The sequence below is a fragment of the Blautia sp. ZXY-1-C6 genome, assembly GCF_056339875.1.
The window spans coordinates 1-17,228 of the sequence record NZ_JBWJVQ010000077.1 but is presented as its reverse complement, the minus strand read 5'-3'; the positions used below and the strand labels follow the sequence as shown (position 1 = coordinate 17,228).

General features: G+C 38.7%; 23 protein-coding genes and 1 pseudogene. 9 read left to right on the top strand and 15 right to left on the bottom strand.

What is annotated here, in order from left to right:
* Positions 1 to 76 precede the first annotated feature (76 nt).
* The 4 genes and pseudogenes from AC075J_RS03015 to AC075J_RS03000 form a co-directional block, all read right to left on the bottom strand.
* Positions 77 to 460, bottom strand: a complete 384-nt coding sequence (locus tag AC075J_RS03015; RefSeq protein WP_022379852.1) for a TnpV protein — start codon at positions 458 to 460, stop codon at positions 77 to 79.
* Between the two features lie 42 nt (positions 461 to 502).
* Complete coding sequence (locus AC075J_RS03010; RefSeq protein ID WP_242859439.1) at positions 503 to 1,138, bottom strand: DUF6040 family protein; 636 nt, start codon at positions 1,136 to 1,138, stop codon at positions 503 to 505.
* Between the two features lie 92 nt (positions 1,139 to 1,230).
* A pseudogene (locus AC075J_RS03005) lies at positions 1,231 to 1,380 on the bottom strand (Arm DNA-binding domain-containing protein); the annotation flags it as partial.
* A gap of 154 nt (positions 1,381 to 1,534) precedes the next feature.
* On the bottom strand, positions 1,535 to 1,720 hold the full coding sequence (locus AC075J_RS03000; protein ID WP_022379849.1) for a hypothetical protein: 186 nt from the start codon (positions 1,718 to 1,720) through the stop codon (positions 1,535 to 1,537).
* A gap of 422 nt (positions 1,721 to 2,142) precedes the next feature.
* Here AC075J_RS03000 and AC075J_RS02995 point away from each other — a divergent pair, with 422 nt between their 5' ends.
* Complete coding sequence (locus AC075J_RS02995) at positions 2,143 to 2,697, top strand: helix-turn-helix domain-containing protein (protein WP_022379848.1); 555 nt, start codon at positions 2,143 to 2,145, stop codon at positions 2,695 to 2,697.
* An 11-nt stretch (positions 2,698 to 2,708) separates the two neighbouring features.
* The gene (locus AC075J_RS02990; protein WP_022379847.1) at positions 2,709 to 3,443 is read left to right on the top strand and encodes a hypothetical protein; all 735 of its coding nucleotides are present in this window, start codon (positions 2,709 to 2,711) and stop codon (positions 3,441 to 3,443) included.
* A 210-nt stretch (positions 3,444 to 3,653) separates the two neighbouring features.
* Here the strand turns inward: AC075J_RS02990 and AC075J_RS02985 are convergent, their stop codons facing one another.
* From AC075J_RS02985 to AC075J_RS02970, 4 genes are all read right to left on the bottom strand, one after another.
* Complete coding sequence (locus AC075J_RS02985) at positions 3,654 to 3,833, bottom strand: hypothetical protein (protein ID WP_028086473.1); 180 nt, start codon at positions 3,831 to 3,833, stop codon at positions 3,654 to 3,656.
* Between the two features lie 135 nt (positions 3,834 to 3,968).
* On the bottom strand, positions 3,969 to 5,423 hold the full coding sequence (locus AC075J_RS02980; protein WP_055201477.1) for an ATP-binding protein: 1,455 nt from the start codon (positions 5,421 to 5,423) through the stop codon (positions 3,969 to 3,971).
* A 40-nt stretch (positions 5,424 to 5,463) separates the two neighbouring features.
* Positions 5,464 to 5,877, bottom strand: a complete 414-nt coding sequence (locus tag AC075J_RS02975) for a hypothetical protein (RefSeq protein WP_055201478.1) — start codon at positions 5,875 to 5,877, stop codon at positions 5,464 to 5,466.
* Positions 5,878 to 6,065: 188 nt separating this feature from the next.
* Positions 6,066 to 6,821 (bottom strand): 8-oxo-dGTP diphosphatase, encoded by a 756-nt coding sequence (locus AC075J_RS02970; protein WP_055201479.1) that lies wholly within the window; start codon positions 6,819 to 6,821, stop codon positions 6,066 to 6,068.
* Positions 6,822 to 7,105: 284 nt separating this feature from the next.
* Between AC075J_RS02970 and AC075J_RS02965 the strand changes: the two genes are divergently transcribed.
* The 7 genes from AC075J_RS02965 to AC075J_RS02935 are packed head-to-tail and all read left to right on the top strand — an operon-like array spanning position 7,106 to position 11,935.
* On the top strand, positions 7,106 to 7,255 hold the full coding sequence (locus AC075J_RS02965) for a hypothetical protein (RefSeq protein ID WP_226839767.1): 150 nt from the start codon (positions 7,106 to 7,108) through the stop codon (positions 7,253 to 7,255).
* A 56-nt stretch (positions 7,256 to 7,311) separates the two neighbouring features.
* A complete protein-coding gene (locus tag AC075J_RS02960; protein WP_173680960.1) occupies positions 7,312 to 8,016 on the top strand; it encodes a lantibiotic protection ABC transporter ATP-binding protein in 705 nt (234 codons plus the stop codon).
* The gene (locus AC075J_RS02955; RefSeq protein ID WP_055201481.1) at positions 8,017 to 8,763 is read left to right on the top strand and encodes a lantibiotic immunity ABC transporter MutE/EpiE family permease subunit; all 747 of its coding nucleotides are present in this window, start codon (positions 8,017 to 8,019) and stop codon (positions 8,761 to 8,763) included. It begins immediately after the preceding gene.
* A 2-nt stretch (positions 8,764 to 8,765) separates the two neighbouring features.
* Positions 8,766 to 9,509 (top strand): lantibiotic immunity ABC transporter MutG family permease subunit, encoded by a 744-nt coding sequence (locus tag AC075J_RS02950; protein ID WP_025580193.1) that lies wholly within the window; start codon positions 8,766 to 8,768, stop codon positions 9,507 to 9,509.
* Positions 9,502 to 9,879 carry a NisI/SpaI family lantibiotic immunity lipoprotein gene (locus tag AC075J_RS02945; RefSeq protein WP_025580194.1) on the top strand — a complete coding sequence of 126 codons (378 nt, stop codon included), beginning with the start codon at positions 9,502 to 9,504 and terminating at the stop codon, positions 9,877 to 9,879. Before AC075J_RS02950 ends, AC075J_RS02945 begins: the two co-directional genes overlap by 8 nt.
* Before the next feature lie 38 nt (positions 9,880 to 9,917).
* The gene (locus AC075J_RS02940; RefSeq protein ID WP_174514930.1) at positions 9,918 to 10,580 is read left to right on the top strand and encodes a response regulator transcription factor; all 663 of its coding nucleotides are present in this window, start codon (positions 9,918 to 9,920) and stop codon (positions 10,578 to 10,580) included.
* Positions 10,571 to 11,935 (top strand): sensor histidine kinase, encoded by a 1,365-nt coding sequence (locus AC075J_RS02935; protein WP_118071896.1) that lies wholly within the window; start codon positions 10,571 to 10,573, stop codon positions 11,933 to 11,935. The genes AC075J_RS02940 and AC075J_RS02935 overlap by 10 nt, the downstream gene beginning before the upstream one ends.
* Positions 11,936 to 12,526: 591 nt before the next feature.
* Here AC075J_RS02935 and AC075J_RS02930 read toward each other — a convergent pair.
* From AC075J_RS02930 to AC075J_RS02900, 7 genes are all read right to left on the bottom strand, one after another.
* Positions 12,527 to 12,724: a MerR family transcriptional regulator gene (locus AC075J_RS02930; RefSeq protein WP_009244013.1), complete on the bottom strand. Its 198-nt coding sequence runs from the start codon at positions 12,722 to 12,724 to the stop codon at positions 12,527 to 12,529.
* Entirely contained in the window at positions 12,721 to 12,939 is a 219-nt protein-coding gene (locus AC075J_RS02925) for a hypothetical protein (protein ID WP_055201484.1), read from the bottom strand. The genes AC075J_RS02930 and AC075J_RS02925 overlap by 4 nt, the downstream gene beginning before the upstream one ends.
* Positions 12,932 to 13,159, bottom strand: a complete 228-nt coding sequence (locus AC075J_RS02920) for a hypothetical protein (RefSeq protein ID WP_055201485.1) — start codon at positions 13,157 to 13,159, stop codon at positions 12,932 to 12,934. Before AC075J_RS02920 ends, AC075J_RS02925 begins: the two co-directional genes overlap by 8 nt.
* Positions 13,160 to 13,751: 592 nt before the next feature.
* The gene (locus AC075J_RS02915; RefSeq protein WP_055201486.1) at positions 13,752 to 14,318 is read right to left on the bottom strand and encodes a TIR domain-containing protein; all 567 of its coding nucleotides are present in this window, start codon (positions 14,316 to 14,318) and stop codon (positions 13,752 to 13,754) included.
* Between the two features lie 17 nt (positions 14,319 to 14,335).
* Complete coding sequence (locus tag AC075J_RS02910; RefSeq protein WP_055201487.1) at positions 14,336 to 15,229, bottom strand: macro domain-containing protein; 894 nt, start codon at positions 15,227 to 15,229, stop codon at positions 14,336 to 14,338.
* 26 nt (positions 15,230 to 15,255) lie between these two features.
* Positions 15,256 to 15,885: a hypothetical protein gene (locus AC075J_RS02905; RefSeq protein WP_055201488.1), complete on the bottom strand. Its 630-nt coding sequence runs from the start codon at positions 15,883 to 15,885 to the stop codon at positions 15,256 to 15,258.
* The gene (locus AC075J_RS02900) at positions 15,875 to 17,152 is read right to left on the bottom strand and encodes an AAA family ATPase (RefSeq protein ID WP_476389969.1); all 1,278 of its coding nucleotides are present in this window, start codon (positions 17,150 to 17,152) and stop codon (positions 15,875 to 15,877) included. The genes AC075J_RS02905 and AC075J_RS02900 overlap by 11 nt, the downstream gene beginning before the upstream one ends.
* Positions 17,153 to 17,228 lie beyond the last annotated feature (76 nt).

The window sequence follows — 17,228 nt, the reverse complement described above, 5'->3', positions numbered from 1 at the left end:
TTCATGAAAAATATTCAATTTTATAAATTTAACAATATATCATACAGCAAAAAGGCAGCCTTTCGACTGCCCCAAATCACACATACACCACCTCTCTCACCACAACCGCCTCCGCACAAGCAATAATATTATTCATCTTCCCTACCCACAGCATCTGATTCTCAGCTTTTAACTGCTCTGTCACGTCTTGTTTCTCCTTCATCTTTTCCACAATCCTATCCAGCATCTCATGGCATTCCTCATCAATATCATGCAGATATTCATTCAACTTTCCTTCAAGCAACAGCTCCATATAATATCCATGTCTGAACTCCTTCAGATACTCACATCTCATATGTCCAAACTTTCCGATATTATAATTTGTTCCCTCTGGCAACTGTAAATCCGGATAATAAATATCATCCTCGCCCAGCACATAAGTAATACCGTTTTCTACAATAACTTTCTCCAATTTTTCCATAACTTTCATCCACCTTTCTGCGGTATTTCCTGCACCTCAACATCAATAATAGCCTCTGGCTCTTTTACAACCTTTCACATACGCTCTGATTCCGACATATACTGCCTGAACCAATAACAATAAAACAACAAGATTCAGTTTTACAAAAGCCTTTATCCAATCCCCAAAATACACAACTAAAGCTACACTTGTTACCGCCTCTCCAACGCTAATCACATCCCAACAATTCTCTCGATACACCTTCGTAACTTTCTTTTCTCCAATCACCATCAGTACACCTACAGCAACTGCCGCTCCAACAATTACAATAATAAACAGTAGCCAATGTGCAACAATCGCCATCGTCTCATTTGGTATCCTGTCTCCCGCCTGTGCCAACGCATTTCCTACATCGACAATCCATTTACCAGACTGGCAAATACCATTCCATACTGTATCAACAAATACAGTAAAATCACCTAAAAATGTTTCCGACCGTATTGCCGCAAATATTGTCGTCACAATTACATACCACCATAACACAACAATCATTGTATCAAATTCAACAGTCTTTGCCTTATACTTCTTTTCCAGTCCATTCCTTTGATGCTCATACCGTTCTTTCGCTTGCTGATACGCTCTACGGTCGCAATTCCGACACCTTTCGTAGAGTACCGGCTTTTCAACCGGTATCTCCACTTAGTCAGCCATGTGTTCAGCTTCACTCTCGGCTTTACATCCTCTGTATACAGCTTCCAGAATTTCCCAAATGTCATATCCAGATTGTTTTCCTGCCGAATCTTATAGTTCCGTTCATAATCAAGGGCTTCCCTCTTCGTTGCAAAGCCCCTTTTCTTTATCTGTTTATTTTCCCCGGTCCAGTCCTTACAATAGAATTTGACGAACCAGGTACCTGTCTTATTATCTTTATAAGCTGGCATATTCATCATCTCCTTTTCATTACACACGCAAAAACAGGTGCATAAGCCATACGAACTTTTGCACCTGCTGCGCTCATTCTCTTTATCTGTCAACATACTTCAAAACCTGTAGAAATACCGAAAGCTCCTACCAGCTCCCGATATTCCCTTAATATCAGCCTGCATCACTCATTCCATAGAATCGTTCTTCAAAATACTTTCTGTTTACTCTTCCACGAATTGCGATATAGCCTTTCTTTACCATTTCGTCATTCAGTTCCCGCATAAGCTTATATGCTACTGACTTGGAAATCCCAAGAATTCCCATGATATCTTCCACTTTTAAAAACTTTTCGTTCATGCCTTTCACCACCTTTCCTTAATAAAATGTTGTTTCGGCGTTTCTCCATACCAGTTCTGCTAATGTCACAACCAGCCTCATTACCTGAGATAATCTCCTGTAATACCGCCCGCTCCTGCTCGAGGTACTCGGTCCACTTAGGGGAGTGTCTACACTCGCTCGCTTCACATTTAATTCTATAAATGACTTTCATACGAAGGTCATGGCAAATGCCTGTTAGATTTCTGATACCGCTCATTCAGTTGTTTTTTAATACCGTATTGTATAGATAAACGAATTATGATTATTCTATACACTATGGTATTGAATTGTCAAGAACTTTTTCTAATATTTTCGTATAGAAAAACTTCCCTTTTTATTTTTTTCGTGTTATACTGTGTTCAAAAGTCCATACAGAACCACAAAATGGAGGTAACTACACTATGACAATAGGTGAAAGAATAAAGAAAATACGGGTGTTCCGTAAAATGACAATGGATGATCTAGGCGGTGCTCTTGGCTTTGAAGGAAAAAATATGTCAGTCCGTATATCACAATACGAAACTGGTGCACGTATTCCCGGCGAAGATATGATTTTGAAGCTCGCCGATGCACTGCACTGCAATTACAAAGCTATCTCTGATTATAGCCTTGGTGCTGCAGAGGATATTATAGAAACACTTTTCTGGCTTGAAGAAAGTGCAGCTTCACTTCCAGCAAGAGGAAAAGGTACCAGATTTCCTGAGTACACTGCTCCCGGCAATCTGATTCACTTAACTGCAATGACTCCGGCAAAGCCATCGGAAACAGCCAGACCAACTTATAACGAAGATGATTATGACTGTGCAGGTGCACCTGTTGCATTAACTTTTGAATATGGATTGGTAAATGATTTCCTTTCAGAATGGTGTGAAATGAAAACGAAATTAAATAACGGAGAGATTTCTCCAAATGAATATTTTGAGTGGAAAATAACATGGCCTCATGCTATGAATTAAGGAGATTTATTATGATTGAACAACTACTTGGTACAGCTCTTTTATGTTGCATTATTACAGCTTTCTTTTACTGCTTATTCTATAAAATAGCATGTAAATCTAATATTAATGATTTCGAAGCGGATTCCCCATATATAGGCGATTATGCATCTAGCATTATTGTTTTTCTAGCAATTTCTTCATTAACATTATTAATTGTCGTATATTTCTACATTACTATTTCACCAAAGCTACCTAAATTTCTGAATGATAGTGGTTTTACTTTTGCCTTTTTACAATTAGGAGCAGGTTTTTTTATACGACTACTACATAAAATTTTCTTCTTTACCATAGTCAAAATAACCAAATCAACTTCATATCACAAACTTACCTCTTCAGAAATATCTTGGACTTGGTTAATTCTTTGTTTTATTTATGGGATTGTTTTTCTTATTAACAAAGAATGTACTATTGCATTTACTTATTTTGTAATAGATATCAGCTATTTCTTTTGGCTTGATTCCAGTTGTTCATCAATTATTGAAAAATTATCAAGTATAAAAAAGCTATCTAAATCATATTGGTATGTTATCATCTTTATCGGATTAACCGCCTTTATAATATTAAGATACCATTCAAAAGCTCAAATATTTTTTGCCTTTATTGGATTGTTAATTGGAATAATTTTAAGCATCATAGCTATGCAATATTCTCTAAAAAGACATTGTAAAAAAATAGATGACCATTCTCATAGCAGCTCACTTTAGTACCATTTTAGTACCACAAGACAAAAAACAAGCTCGCAAATGCCCATTTTACTAGACTTTGCGAGCTTTTGAAAATTATTCAAACTCCTTTGCGGACTGCGTTTCATGACACGCAAAGGCTGTTATTAGAGGCTTATGCTTCGAACGTGTATTCTAATTTTGTGCTTTTCGCACCGCTTATGAAGAAATAAACTCCAAAATAACTCCATTTTACTCTTTATTATTTTGTTGTTCTTCTCTTGCGTACAGGAGATCCAATGCCTGACATACAACACCACTCATGCTCTGATAGTGTCTTTCTGCATACTCAACAAGTCTCTGTTTTTGTTCTGGAGTCACCCGTACTCGTATGTTTTCTTCTTTGCCATCTTTTGGTGTTTTTCTAGCCAAACATATCACTTCCCTTCCACAAGTACAGTTTACTACTGATTACTACAAAATGTCAATCTATTTTTGTTATTTATATATATATTCTCTTGGACTAATCTTGAGATATCTTGGACTAGTCTTGGACTAATTTATTTCTCACTCCTGTAGATCTTTATCTACAATCTCCCAGTAACCATTCTTTGGAGAGCCATGTCTTATAAGAATACCATACTCTTTTAACTTCTTAATATTGTTCTCTATATTTCGACTGGCAACACCGATTTTTTCAGCTAACTTAACCGCTGATAATTGATGATCTTCTGAAAGCAATTTTATAATCTTTTGCTGTGTATCGTTGAGGTCTGTTCTCCACGCTACTTCCGATGTTTCTCCGATGCTTCTCCGATGCTTCTCCGATGCTTCTCCGATGTTTTCTTTTTCATTTATCATCGGAAATGAATTACGAAACAGCTCTACCCGAAACATATTATCGAATTCCTGAAATTTCGGCTTCGGAAGTCCATACTCCTCTGCTGCATTAAGGATTCTTTTAATTCCGCTTCCCCATGCTTCTACGAGTCCCATCTGACTGAATATATTGGCAATTCCTTTATTCCGGATCTTAGAATGACCATTCATGATTTCCTCATAAGTCAATCCGTTATATAATCCGCCTGGAGAAGTCACTTCCAGTCTGTCATCATAAACTGCGACCTGAATACAGGATTCATCCAACAGGTTACGGTGACAATGGGCGTTAATGATCATTTCCCTGATTGCTTCCGGTGGTAGCTCATATTTCTCTTTTCGCACCAATCCGTCAATTGTTGCTCCAAGTCGAATATTTCTCAATACAAAATCTACTGCTTCTTCGATTTGTGTATAGATTGGTCCTGTAAATTCTCTCTTATCAAGAAATACTGCGCGATCTATTCCCTTGAATACCGCACATTGTGTTTTGGAGAATGAAAAATAATCTGATGTCAGCAACGCATAGGCATTCGTTGCCAGAAGCTGTCCCTCGCTCTGCTTCAAGATTTTCCAGTTTATCAGCTGCTCTTTCTTTACAGAATGTTCTGACATTCCTGCTTTCTTCCGGAACTTTTCGATATCCTGACAAAGTTTCTCTGTTGCTTCCTCTGAAACAGGATAACTCACACAAGTAAGCTCATCCCATGAGATTCTGGCTCCTTCCATTTCCAGTTCTTTTATCTTCTCCGGAAATGCCTGTCTTGATGTACCTGCTACACGGATATAAGTGCCATTATCTTTTCCCTTTGATTTTAGATAATATGGTCTATTCTTTCCTGCTTCTACTGATACAACAATAACTGTTTTCCCGTTTACCGTCTGCGGCTCAATATCAGGAATGATCTGTGGCACACAGGAATCAGAAACTGCATTGGCAATTCCATCCATCAGCTGAAACAACACATCATTTTCCACACCAACAATCTGGTGTGTTTTATCATCTACTCCAACAATCAGCTTGCCACCTTGTGTATTGGCAAAAGCTACGATTGTCTTCATGTACTTTTCACTTTTATCAGGTAAGGATACCTTGTACTCAATATTTTTCGATTCCCCGGAAAACATAGTATCTTCTACCATTCTTTCACTCCTACTCTTCTAAGCTGTATCATCAGCTGTGTTATTTCTCCAGCTTCAACATAAATTTATCCGAATCATTAACAATATTATACGTTTCATCACTGTCCTCCGGCAAGTAAGAAAATGAAAACATCTGCTTTCCTTTCTCTGCCTGTCGCTTTGATGAATATACCGTCACATATAACGCATTCGGAATCGACTGATCGTAGCTGAACCGCACACTTTTAAATGAATTTTCTCTGCAACGTTTCACGATTTCTTCTGCACATACTTTCTGGTCCGCTACATACAGTTTATTTACCACTACCGTCAACCGTTCTTCATGGTAATTGTCCGCTGTCATTGCATAGGAACCATACACATCCATATCACGCCCATATTGCAAATATCCAAGACAACCGCTTATAACCATTATTATACCGATTATCAGACTGATAAACCACCTTTTTTTCATCTTCTCGCTCCTTTATACCCCTGTATTATAATACAAGTGTATGACAGCACAGCTTATTTTTCAATACAGTTGTATTTATAATTTTAGGAAAAGACGAGGTGCCGTTATGATTGTATATGAATGATGTATCTTATAAAGAATGGCTGTCTTTTCTCCAATGAACAGGCAGCCATTTCTCCTGTAATTCTTTAATACAAGTCTCCCACATATCCATCTGCTTCCAGATGCATATAGCACTCATCCACCTTCTCTGATTCCAGAATCCGCAAAACGTGTTCCATACCTGTAGCAAGTTCTTTTGTTTTTAACTCTTCCAGCGGAATCCAATAAACTCTTCCTTCCTCATAACTCTTTAATTCTCCGGTAAACTTATCCGCTTTATACAAGGTAATAACATAGTGCACTCCGCTCTTATGCCAATGATATAATCCTCCAAGCTTCGGTGCTTCAACCGTAAGTCCTGTTTCTTCCCAGACTTCCCGAATCATAGATTTCTGAAAAATCTCATTTGCTTCTACGTGACCGCCTGGAAAAGTTGTACCGGTATAGCTATCATTTACTTTATCCAGAGCCAGTACATTCCCTTTATGATCCTGAATCATACACATATTCATAAAACAGACCTTCTCAATCCGACTCTCTTCTTTTTCATTCAGAGATTTTCTGACACGTTTGTTGATATCCGATCGTTTGGATTTATAATGCTTGAAGACCTCTCCATACGGAATCCAGATTTCTGCATCTTCAATTTTTTCATAAACAGAATCCACCACTTCTTCCAGATGTTTGTCACTCGGAAAAGTACATTTTTTCATATAATAATCTCTGGTTGCCTGAAACATCCATTCCGCAATCTTTTCTTTCTGCTTCATTTTTAACTGGGAATACTTCTTATTCGTTTGCAGTAATCTCCCATCTATCATCTTATGGTTTTTCCGTGACATCGGTTTGACCTCTTTTCTTCTTTTTCATTCAGATTTTACTATACCACAGAATCATGCTTGCGTCATACTTCAGAGCTTCGATGTCCTCTTTTTCTTCTCTCAGTACCTTATTTATAGAGGGATTCTTTTTTAAGGACTCTCTTCCGGAGGCTGTGCCACCGGTAAATAGCAAGGACAGGAAGTGTATATACACTTCCGAAAAACCAGCAATTTAGGGAACCCTGCCCTAAATTAAAAGCCCAGAAGTCACTACTTCGAAGAACCAAAGAAAGGAGAATCTGCCTATGGCAAAGAGAAAAAGAAATATACAGATTTTGTTTTGTGTTTCCCCCGAAGAAAAGAAGCTTATCCGTAGAAAGATGATTGAATCAAAGACCAAAAACATGGGAGCTTACGGTGTATTGTTCATATTCTGTTTTCGGGAATCTTTATGAAATCTTCAAAATTGCCCGGTATGCTATCCGTAAAATCAAAGAAAGGACTTGATTATATGGATATGATTTTGAAAACGACTGACCTCTGCAAAAATTTCAAGGGGCAAATGGCGGTAAACAATGTGTCACTGAACATCCGGCGCAACTCGGTTTATGGTCTGCTGGGGCCGAATGGGGCTGGCAAATCCACGATCTTAAAAATGCTCACCGGCATTTTGCGCCCCACATCGGGAAGCATCGAGTTTGACGGCCACCCGTGGAAGCGGAATGATCTGGAGCATATCGGTGCTTTGATTGAGATGCCCCCGCTTTACGAAAATCTGACTGCATACGAAAATCTCAAAGTCAGAACTACATTGCTCGGCCTGGACGATGCACGAATTAACGAGGTATTGCAAATTGTCCAGCTCACGAATACCGGCAAGAAACGGGCCGGGCAGTTTTCTCTTGGTATGAAGCAGCGGCTTGGTATTGCTATTGCATTGCTGAACAGTCCCCAGCTTTTGATTCTGGATGAACCGACTAACGGCCTTGACCCTTTAGGGATTGAGGAACTTCGAGAGTTAATTCGCTCTTTTCCCTGCAAAGGGATTACAGTTATTTTGTCCAGCCATATTCTGTCAGAAGTCCAGCAGATTGCAGATCATGTGGGTATCATTGCTGGCGGTGTCCTTGGATATGAGGGAGAGCTTCGCGCCGGTGAAGATTTGGAACAACTCTTTATGGATGTTGTTCGCAGAAATGGTAAGGAGGGATATTAAATGGAGATGGCATATATTCAGGCAGAGAACCTAAAGCATAAGAGAACTTTCACAAAAACGCTGATCGTTCTGGCCCCGTTTGTAACTGCGCTTATGAACTTTTTTGCCCCTCTTTGGTTCCAGCTCAATTCTTATAATTGGTGGTATATCCTGCTTTATCCTGGATTCCTTACGCTCACCTGTGCCTTGATTGAACAGCGGGATAATGGCAAACTAAAATATCGTGCCGTTGCTTCATTGCCTGTTTCGCAGAACAAAGTCTGGAAAGCAAAAATTGGAGTGGCCGGTATTTACTCCTGTGTGGGGAATTTCATTTTCCTGGCGCTAAATCTGTTGGGCGGTTTTGCAATATTAGTTATCAACGAAATTCCCCTGACAATCGGAATTTGGCAGGCTGCGGCCGGAACAGCTTGTATTGTCATTGCAAGCCTATGGGAAGTTCCGCTGTGCTTATGGTTATCAAAAAAAGTTGGTATCTTTGTCACGGTTATTCTTAATGCCGGACTTGGAAGCGTTTTAGGGATTTTCACGGCTACAACCTCTTTGTGGATGATCTGCCCGTATAGCTGGGTGCCGCATCTTATGATTTCCGTGTTAGGTATTTTTCCTAATGGTGAGCCGGTTGCAGATCAGAGTACGGCAATGGCATTTTGGATGATTATACTTGTATTGGTCATTTCGCTGGCCTGGTTTGCGGCGCTGTCATTTTTAACTGCAAGATGGTTTGAGAAAAAAGAGGTGGGGTAACTATGGTATCTGTGGTTCGCTGCTGGAAAGCAGAATATCAGAAGTGTAAACATAGCATTTTGCTCTATATGCACAGCATGATTCCGATTATATGTGCGGCGATTTTTGCGGGTTACTATCATATATCCAGATGGGAACTGGCAACCAAAATCAGTGCCTATCTGGAAGTGCTGGCCGTTGCGTTCCCGTTTCTGATCGGCATTATTGTGGGCCTGGTTGTTCAGATCGAAAATCAGGCCGGGCATTATCAGCTTTTGTTGGGAACAATCCCATCTCGCATGGCAACGTATATTGGTAAACTTGGTTTTCTGATGATCTGTGCTTTTGGCGCAACATTTTTAGCGTTAGGAACATTCGCTGCACTATATAGGGATGCTCCGGCAAGCCTTTACCTGAAAGCAGGGATTCTATTGTTGATTACCATGCTTCCCATTTACCTGATTCATTTGTTTGTGGGAATGAGCTTCGGAAAAGGTGCATCTATGGGATTGGGAATTGCAGGGAGTTTAATAGCTGCCCTTATGATAACAGGGCTTGGTGACGCTACATGGAAATATATTCCCTGGGCCTGGGGCGTTCGTGCTATGGATTACACTGTGCTTGCATGGGATAGCCCCCAACTGTATGCACAGGTAAAAACCGATTTTTTCAGCGGTATGATTATTTCTGTATGCTGCACTGTTTGTCTGCTGATTGCCAGTTTGGTTTGGTTTCATGGTTGGGAGGGAGGTAAAAACAGTGAATAAAAAGTGCCTGTTTGCCGTGGTAATTGTGCTTGTAAGTCTTATATGCTTATCGGCCTGCGGTGCGCTCCGCGATACCGCCGATAAAAATAAGGCGTTAAATGAATCTCTGCCGTATTATGAGCTGAACGCCGCAAACTATGATGAAATTTCATATAACGGCCTGACATATACCATAACGGATGAATGTCTTGAAATGTCAGAACTGCAAGAAGAAATCGGGCAGGTATCGAAACGCTTCAAAAATGTGGCGGGGGAAGATTTCAGTTTCGGCTACGTTTACAGTATTGTGGATGTGGATATAAGCAATGCCGTAGCTGTAAATATCAACAATGAATATCGGAAAGCTGACATTAAAAATAATGATGAGTAACCTCGACAATGTGGTATAATGGGGCGGGAGGTGATTTTTTGACCCACTTACTTGTAGTTGACGATGAAGTTTCTATCTTGGAATTGATTAAGAACAGTTTGGGGAAAGATGGATATTTGATAACAGTCTGTCAAAATGCGGATGATGTAGACATCAAAAAGCTGCATTTCTATGACCTCATTCTTTTGGATGTGATGATGCCTGGCACAGACGGGTTTGAGTTTTGCAAACAGATCAGGAATATGGTAGACTGCCCGATTCTCTTTCTGACCGCAAAGACATTAGAGGAAGATATATTGTTTGGATTGGGCATCGGTGCGGATGATTATATTACGAAACCTTTTCGTATTCAGGAGCTTCGCGCCCGTGTCGCGGCACATTTACGCAGAGAAAAAAGGGAGCATCACAGCACACTTTCATTTGAGCCTGATATAAGATTTGACCTTTCCGCAAAGGTACTGTATGTTTCAGAACAGCCGGTTCCCCTTACCAAAAGCGAGTATTCAATCTGTGAATACCTTGCGAAAAACCGGGGACAGGTTTTTACAAAAGAACAAATCTATGAAGCCGTTTTCGGGTTTGATGGAATAGGCGATAACTCTACGATCTCAACGCATATAAAAAATATTCGTACGAAATTGGAGCATTTCAAAATAAGTCCGATCAGCACCGTATGGGGGATAGGATATAAATGGGAGTGAAAAAGAAACCTACATTGAAAATATTGTTTCGCCAGTTTGCTATCTCCCTCATTGTCATGCTGGTAGCGGCAATTATTGTCCCTTCTGGTTTGGAGGGACTTGCTGTAAATGCTGGATTAGCTACAAGAGCAAATCTAAGTGAATTGCAGGTAAAAGAGATCATTCCAACGCTGACGATTGCCCCGGATATTACAAAGGTTGTGATTCCACAGGGATGCGGCTACTTAATTCTGGACAAGAACTTTAATGAGCTTTACAGCAATATGGACGATGATGAAAAAGAAATTGCCCTGCTGTACGCAAAGGGAGAATATATTGAATATGCTACGGGGAGGCAGTTTGCACTTGTTGTCCGGGAAAACGAATTTTGCGTTTTAAGGTATTATATTGGTTCTCAATTTACAGTGTCATGGCTACCGGAATATTTTCCATCTCCTGACACGCTTGTGTTTATCCTGATGGCTGTAAATTCGCTGCTGGTCATTATCATACTGACCGCCAGATTTGCTAAGAACCTGCGTACACAACTGACCCCGCTTTTTGAAGCAACTGCGGAGGTTTCAAAGCAAAACCTTGATTTTGAAGTAGGACACGCCAAAATCAAAGAGTTTGAAGATGTCCTTGCATCTTTTTCAGATATGAAAGATAATCTGAAAATTTCGTTAGAACGGCAATGGAAAACCGAACAGACACAGAAAGAGCAAATCGCCGCGCTTGCCCATGATTTGAAAACGCCTCTGACGGTTATTCAAGGAAATGCTGATTTACTCACAGAAACAAATCTTGATGATGAGCAACGATTATACGCTGGTTACGTCGTGGAAAGCTCCGGCCAGATGCAGTCATATATTCAAACCCTGATTGATATATCACGGGCGGCGGTTGGTTATCAGCTCCATATTGAAAGTATAGACTTGCCAGCGTTCATGCAGCACTTGTTCGGTTATATGGAATCACTATGCCGGACAAAAGAAATCCGGCTGCAAATGAATACTGTTTCACTCCCTCAAATGCTGAAATTTGATAGGGTGCTGATAGAACGTGCTATTATGAATGTTATCAGTAATGGGCTGGACTACTCCCCGCAAGGCGGAACGCTTTATGTGGATGTTCAGAGTAACAACGGTTTCGTGGAAATTTCAGTCACAGACGAGGGAACGGGGTTTTCTAAAGAGGCATTATGCCACGCACAGGAACGGTTCTATATGGGCGATCAAAGCCGCAATTCAAAGTTACACTTTGGTATGGGTCTATATATTACAAATTCGATTATGGAACAACATAATGGTCAGCTTATTTTAGAAAATTCAAAAGAAACCGGCGGCGCAAAGGTTACTATGAAACTTCCTTGCTGATTTTCCGATAGTGTAATGGACGTCTTTTATGTCCGTCCATTTTTCAAATCTTTATGGAATCTTCAAAAATTCCTCTTATCATGTATCTAAAGAAAAAACATCTGCCCAGCGGCAGAAAAGAAAAAAAACGCTGCTGGGCAGACCCATTTTCACGCTTAATTTATATTCACTGGTGGCGGTTTTGAGAAATCAAGGCCGCTGCTTTCTTTCTGTCATTCCCAGCAGTTAAAGGCATGGCGGCCCACGGGAGGACGCCGCCATGCTGTTTTACTATCATTATAATCTAATCCACTTCTACCGCTTAAAAAAAGCCTTGCCCCGCCACGGGAATATTCCGGCTATGAGTATGAACTATACCATGTAAGAAAACAACAAAACGCTTCAAATCGTCGCCCGGTAGGTTTACGACCTGCCGGGCGATTTTTGTCGATTTTCGCGGATTGTCATTTCCGGCAAAAAATCAGATGGAAAAGGAGGCGGTCAGCAGACCAGGGCCAGCATAGGCCCCTGACAACGGACAGGATCATCCTGCTCACTCCCCACGGAAAGGGGGTACTTTCCAGTTCTTTCCTTCTTTGTAAACACCCATTGTTAATCCTCAACCTTCATTCCGTAAATCTTTTCTGCCAAAAATTTGGTAGAGATTTTTCCAGCTACTACAATATAGCCTTTTGCTTTCAACTCCTTGTTGTACTCTCGCATCAAATTGTAGGCATACGCTTTAGAAACACCAAGAATTGCACACACATCATCCACATCCATATACATTTTTTCCTGCACTATACTCATATCGCTTTATCCTCCTTCAAATATTGCTCAACATGTTCCAGACCATAGATCTTGTCCTCTACATAGCGGGTTGGCACCCGACCGAGAATCACATAATAGTTCTTGCTTGCCAGATCGGCATTCATTCTTTCCACCACCCGGTAAGCAAACGAAACTGATAATCCAAAGAGTTCTGCAATGTCTTCCACTGATAAATACATTTTTCTCTTACGCATGAAACCATTCCTTTCCCTCTTCCTGTGGAATCTCACAAGTATCTTCCACACCGTAGAAACGCTTCACAAAATACTTTGTCGGAACTTTTCCTCTAAGCGTCAGGTAGCCCTGTTCTTCCAGTTCCTTGTTCAGATTTCCGATGATCTCATAAGCCGATGTCTGTTTTACTTCCAGAAGTTCACATATATCGGCTACCTTTAAAAATAATTTGTTCTGCATAATCAGTACCTCCTGTGTTTTGAATATTTATCTCTTCATATACTCTGTACTGGCAGATACAAAATCGGACATCATTTTCCGAAATTTATCAAATTTTCTTGTTTTTTAATTCTCCATCAGTGTGATTACTGTGTCATGGAGTTTAAGCTCATCGAAAATAAAGAACCTTTCTGTGGTATCTGTTTTCTAAATGCAGGCAACAAAAAAACAGTCTGCCTTGACGAAAATCACTTCAATCAAAACAAACTGTTCTTCATATTTACTCTAATTTTATTTTATGAGAATAACTGATTTCACGAAATTTGCAGGTGAATCTGGAATATAAACAAGAGAAAAAAATAATTTTTAAACTCCATTTGCACTCCATTTGGTCTTTTCGACATCCCGCAAAGCCTTTATTTATGGGCTTTTCCGCGATTTTTCAAGCTACTCAAGCTCGATTTCAGAAACTATATACTGTGTCTAACCAAGTTTTATGTTACTATATTTTGTATAATCATTCTTGATATTCTATGTATTCTTCATTATTTTATGATTTTTTGCAAGCATTTTGCAACCACCACAAGTTTCGTCATTCTCAAAATGCCATTGTTTACAATTTATAAAAATATCTTTTAGCATCTGCCATTGTATTTACCATAAAATCTTCATCATTCAGTGCCGATGTAATAAGACTCTTAGTACATGGAATATGCAATGTAGCTACAGAAGACATATTATCACGAAAAGCCGGCAACTTATCCCACAAATCTTTAATCTGCTTCTTGAAATTTCCATTACTATCAACTATATCTGACTTCTTGTCGTAATCTGGATAAATTACAATTACCGGTAAACCTTTTGTACTTATTCCGTAATTCATTTCCTCCCTCAATGCACGACTATTGGCAGTAATGGAACTTAAAAATAAAATAATGTTCTTAGAATTGTCAAGTCTTGTATGAAGTCTAGGCTTAAGAGTCTTTTCCCAATCACTACCATCTCGCACATTATATGTCTTATCATGTGCATCATTAAAGGGAAAACTATTATCCTCTCCTCTCCACATTCTTAGCATATTGTAGTAAACAAAATCATGTGTTGAATTTGCCCCTAAATTACTTTCACTAAATGGTTCCGAAACATAAAACGCACTATAATTTGCATTTCGATATGACATATTAAATTCCTCCTTTACTATATGTCTAATGTTACTTTATCTTTATCTCCTTTATATATAACAACATCAACTTCTCCATGTATTTTATCTCCATACAATTGAAATAACGATGTTATTACTCTCAGTGAATCATTATGTGACAATCCTGCTCTCGAAAGGTTTGTTCCCATCAATGGAATTACCAATCTATGCCCTTGACCATGTTGATCGTAAAAATTAAGAAGTGATTTTATGCACATTTCTAAATCATCGACAGAAGTATGAGCGATATTATCTTTATCGTATTCCGAAATTGCAAGTAACAAAAAGGTACTATTGTTATTTCCCCTAATCATCGCCACTGTGCCTAACTCATATACTTCTCTTTTCCCACGTTCCTTATCTTCGTCAGCAATAATACTTTTGGGCACTAAATTTTGCATTTCCAAGCAATTATGTATCTTGTTGTCTATTTCTTCTATAGTAAATCCCTTATTAACCATTGTTTTTATCCATCTTCCATGTAGCGAATTAGGTGATACCAATGGCTTTGAACATGTTGATATATCTTCATCTACAATAGTGTCAAAACATGAATTAACCGGAATTACAAATAACTTTTCTTCCTTGTTCCTTTTGTCAAACCCATCTTTCATAATATCAGAATAACATACTTTTATTTTCCCAGATGGACTTTCCCAAATTGTCTTTGTTCTCTTAAAAATACACGTCCATAGAATTGCAAGTATGAGCGCAAGCACACATAATAATATTATTATCACACATTTATATTGTGTTGACGTAATGCGTATATCATCCCAAGTCCAAAACAAAAAGAAAAGCGATAATATACTTGCAAATGTACCAATATACTTAATCCACGTTTTACCTATGAACTCCAAATTTTGTTTTATCACATTTACTTTGTTCATAATATAACTTTTGTACTCTCCTTATACTACTCTATTTGTTCATTAATCTTCTCAATCCACCCACTATCATCACTCTCAAACAGCTTTATGAACTTTCCAAAATTACTGCTACCAGTAACAGAATCATCCGAATCCAAATCTTTCACTCGTCGACTCATATCTTTGTAATTCTCTACAGTAACATACTTCATAACCTCATTGATCTGGTCTGCCCTTCCTTTGTAATTCTCTACTCCGGTATATTTCTTTATCAAAGGAACATTCACCGGTTTTGCAGGAGATTTCAAATTTTCGTCGGTCCAATGCTTGGATATTATCTGCATCGTACAGGGATTACCAAACATAATCACTTCATCTGCAGCATTATCCACACCATGAAACACATTAATCTTACGCTTAATGTCCTCATACTGCTCATGAGGTTTCTTTTCAGTATCACAGAACACAAGCACCAGTTCGTCTGCTCCATTTTGATACCTATCCTGATATCTCGCCGGGATATTTCCATTGCCACCGGCATTAACTAGTGAAACTTCATATTGCTCGTTCCACACATTCAAATCTTTCAAGCGCTTAAGATACTCATATTCTTCATTACCTTCACAGATAATGCAAATTTTATGCTTATCAAAGAACTTAGGGAGCTTATTTGGCATCGGCATCATCCCCCTTTACACCGCCTTTAATGCTAAGCAAAGAGTTGATCAGTTCTGGATCAGGCAAAGCGCCAAGTGCACCTTTCCGATATTTTTCCATAACATCTGTCGTATCTCGTACGCCCTGCTGTGCAGTAAAATCAGCAAGAGAATATACATACACACCTTCTTCATCCTTATGAACAAACCAAATCTGCTCCTTTCGGAACATTCTCTTGCAATCCATAAGATTTATATCATGTACTGTAAATATCATCTGTGCACTTGTATTCAATTCATTATTAAACATAGCAACAATTGCCCTGGTAAGCTTAAAATGAATACTGCTATCCAACTCATCCACGACTAAAATCCTGCCTTGTTCAAGTGCTTCAATTACATAGCTGGCAATAGCTGCAATCTTCTTTGTTCCTGTGGAGTCAAACATCATACTTGGCACATGGACTCCCTTATAAGTAGAAACCAATCTGATTTGATCCATAATGTTCTCTGGAATATCAAGCACTTTCTCATCTGGCTTCTCGTCACCTTCACCAGTTTTCAGCTGTATCTTATCCATATCCACATATTCAAAATTATCCATATATAAGTCAGCATTTTTTATGAACTCAACAACCTTTTGCTGTAACTGATTCTTATTCTTCATAAGTTCAATCGTGTGCTGCATAGGTATGTTATTCATATTGATGATATCAATTTTTTCTGCAAATCCGACAAGAATCTGCTTCATCTCATTGATATGTTCGAATTTACTTGTATCTACCACATAGCATAGCAAATTATTCTTCGATACAACTGAAATCATATTCTGAACAGATTCATCAATACACTCATATATTTCACTAACAGTATCTTTTTTTAACCAACAAACTTCCTTTTCGTTGTTGTACTGATCTTTAAATATCTCCGAAAATGACTCATATATATATTCTTCTTTTTCTGCGTCGTACTTAAAATCATAAGAGAACTTTCTTCCAGATGCCATAAATGTAACACCTAACTCGCATACATCACTATCAGTAAAAATATTCGGCATCAGTCCATTCTTCTTATTTAAAAGTACATTTCTTATTGCCCTAATGCACTTGATTAGACATGTTTTACCGGCATTGTTTGGTCCATATATTCCTATCGTTTTAAGGACATTAAAATTATTCTCTTTGTGAACATTTGCTCCAAATTTTTTATTTCGCATATCTGCTTTCATTGAAAATATAATATCATCCTCAAATGCATAACAGTTTTTTGCTCTTACCTCTATAATCATGGCTCATTCCTCCAAGTCACTTTTTCTATTTACTTATCATTATTATATCATCAAATATTTTTTATGCAACTTTTTT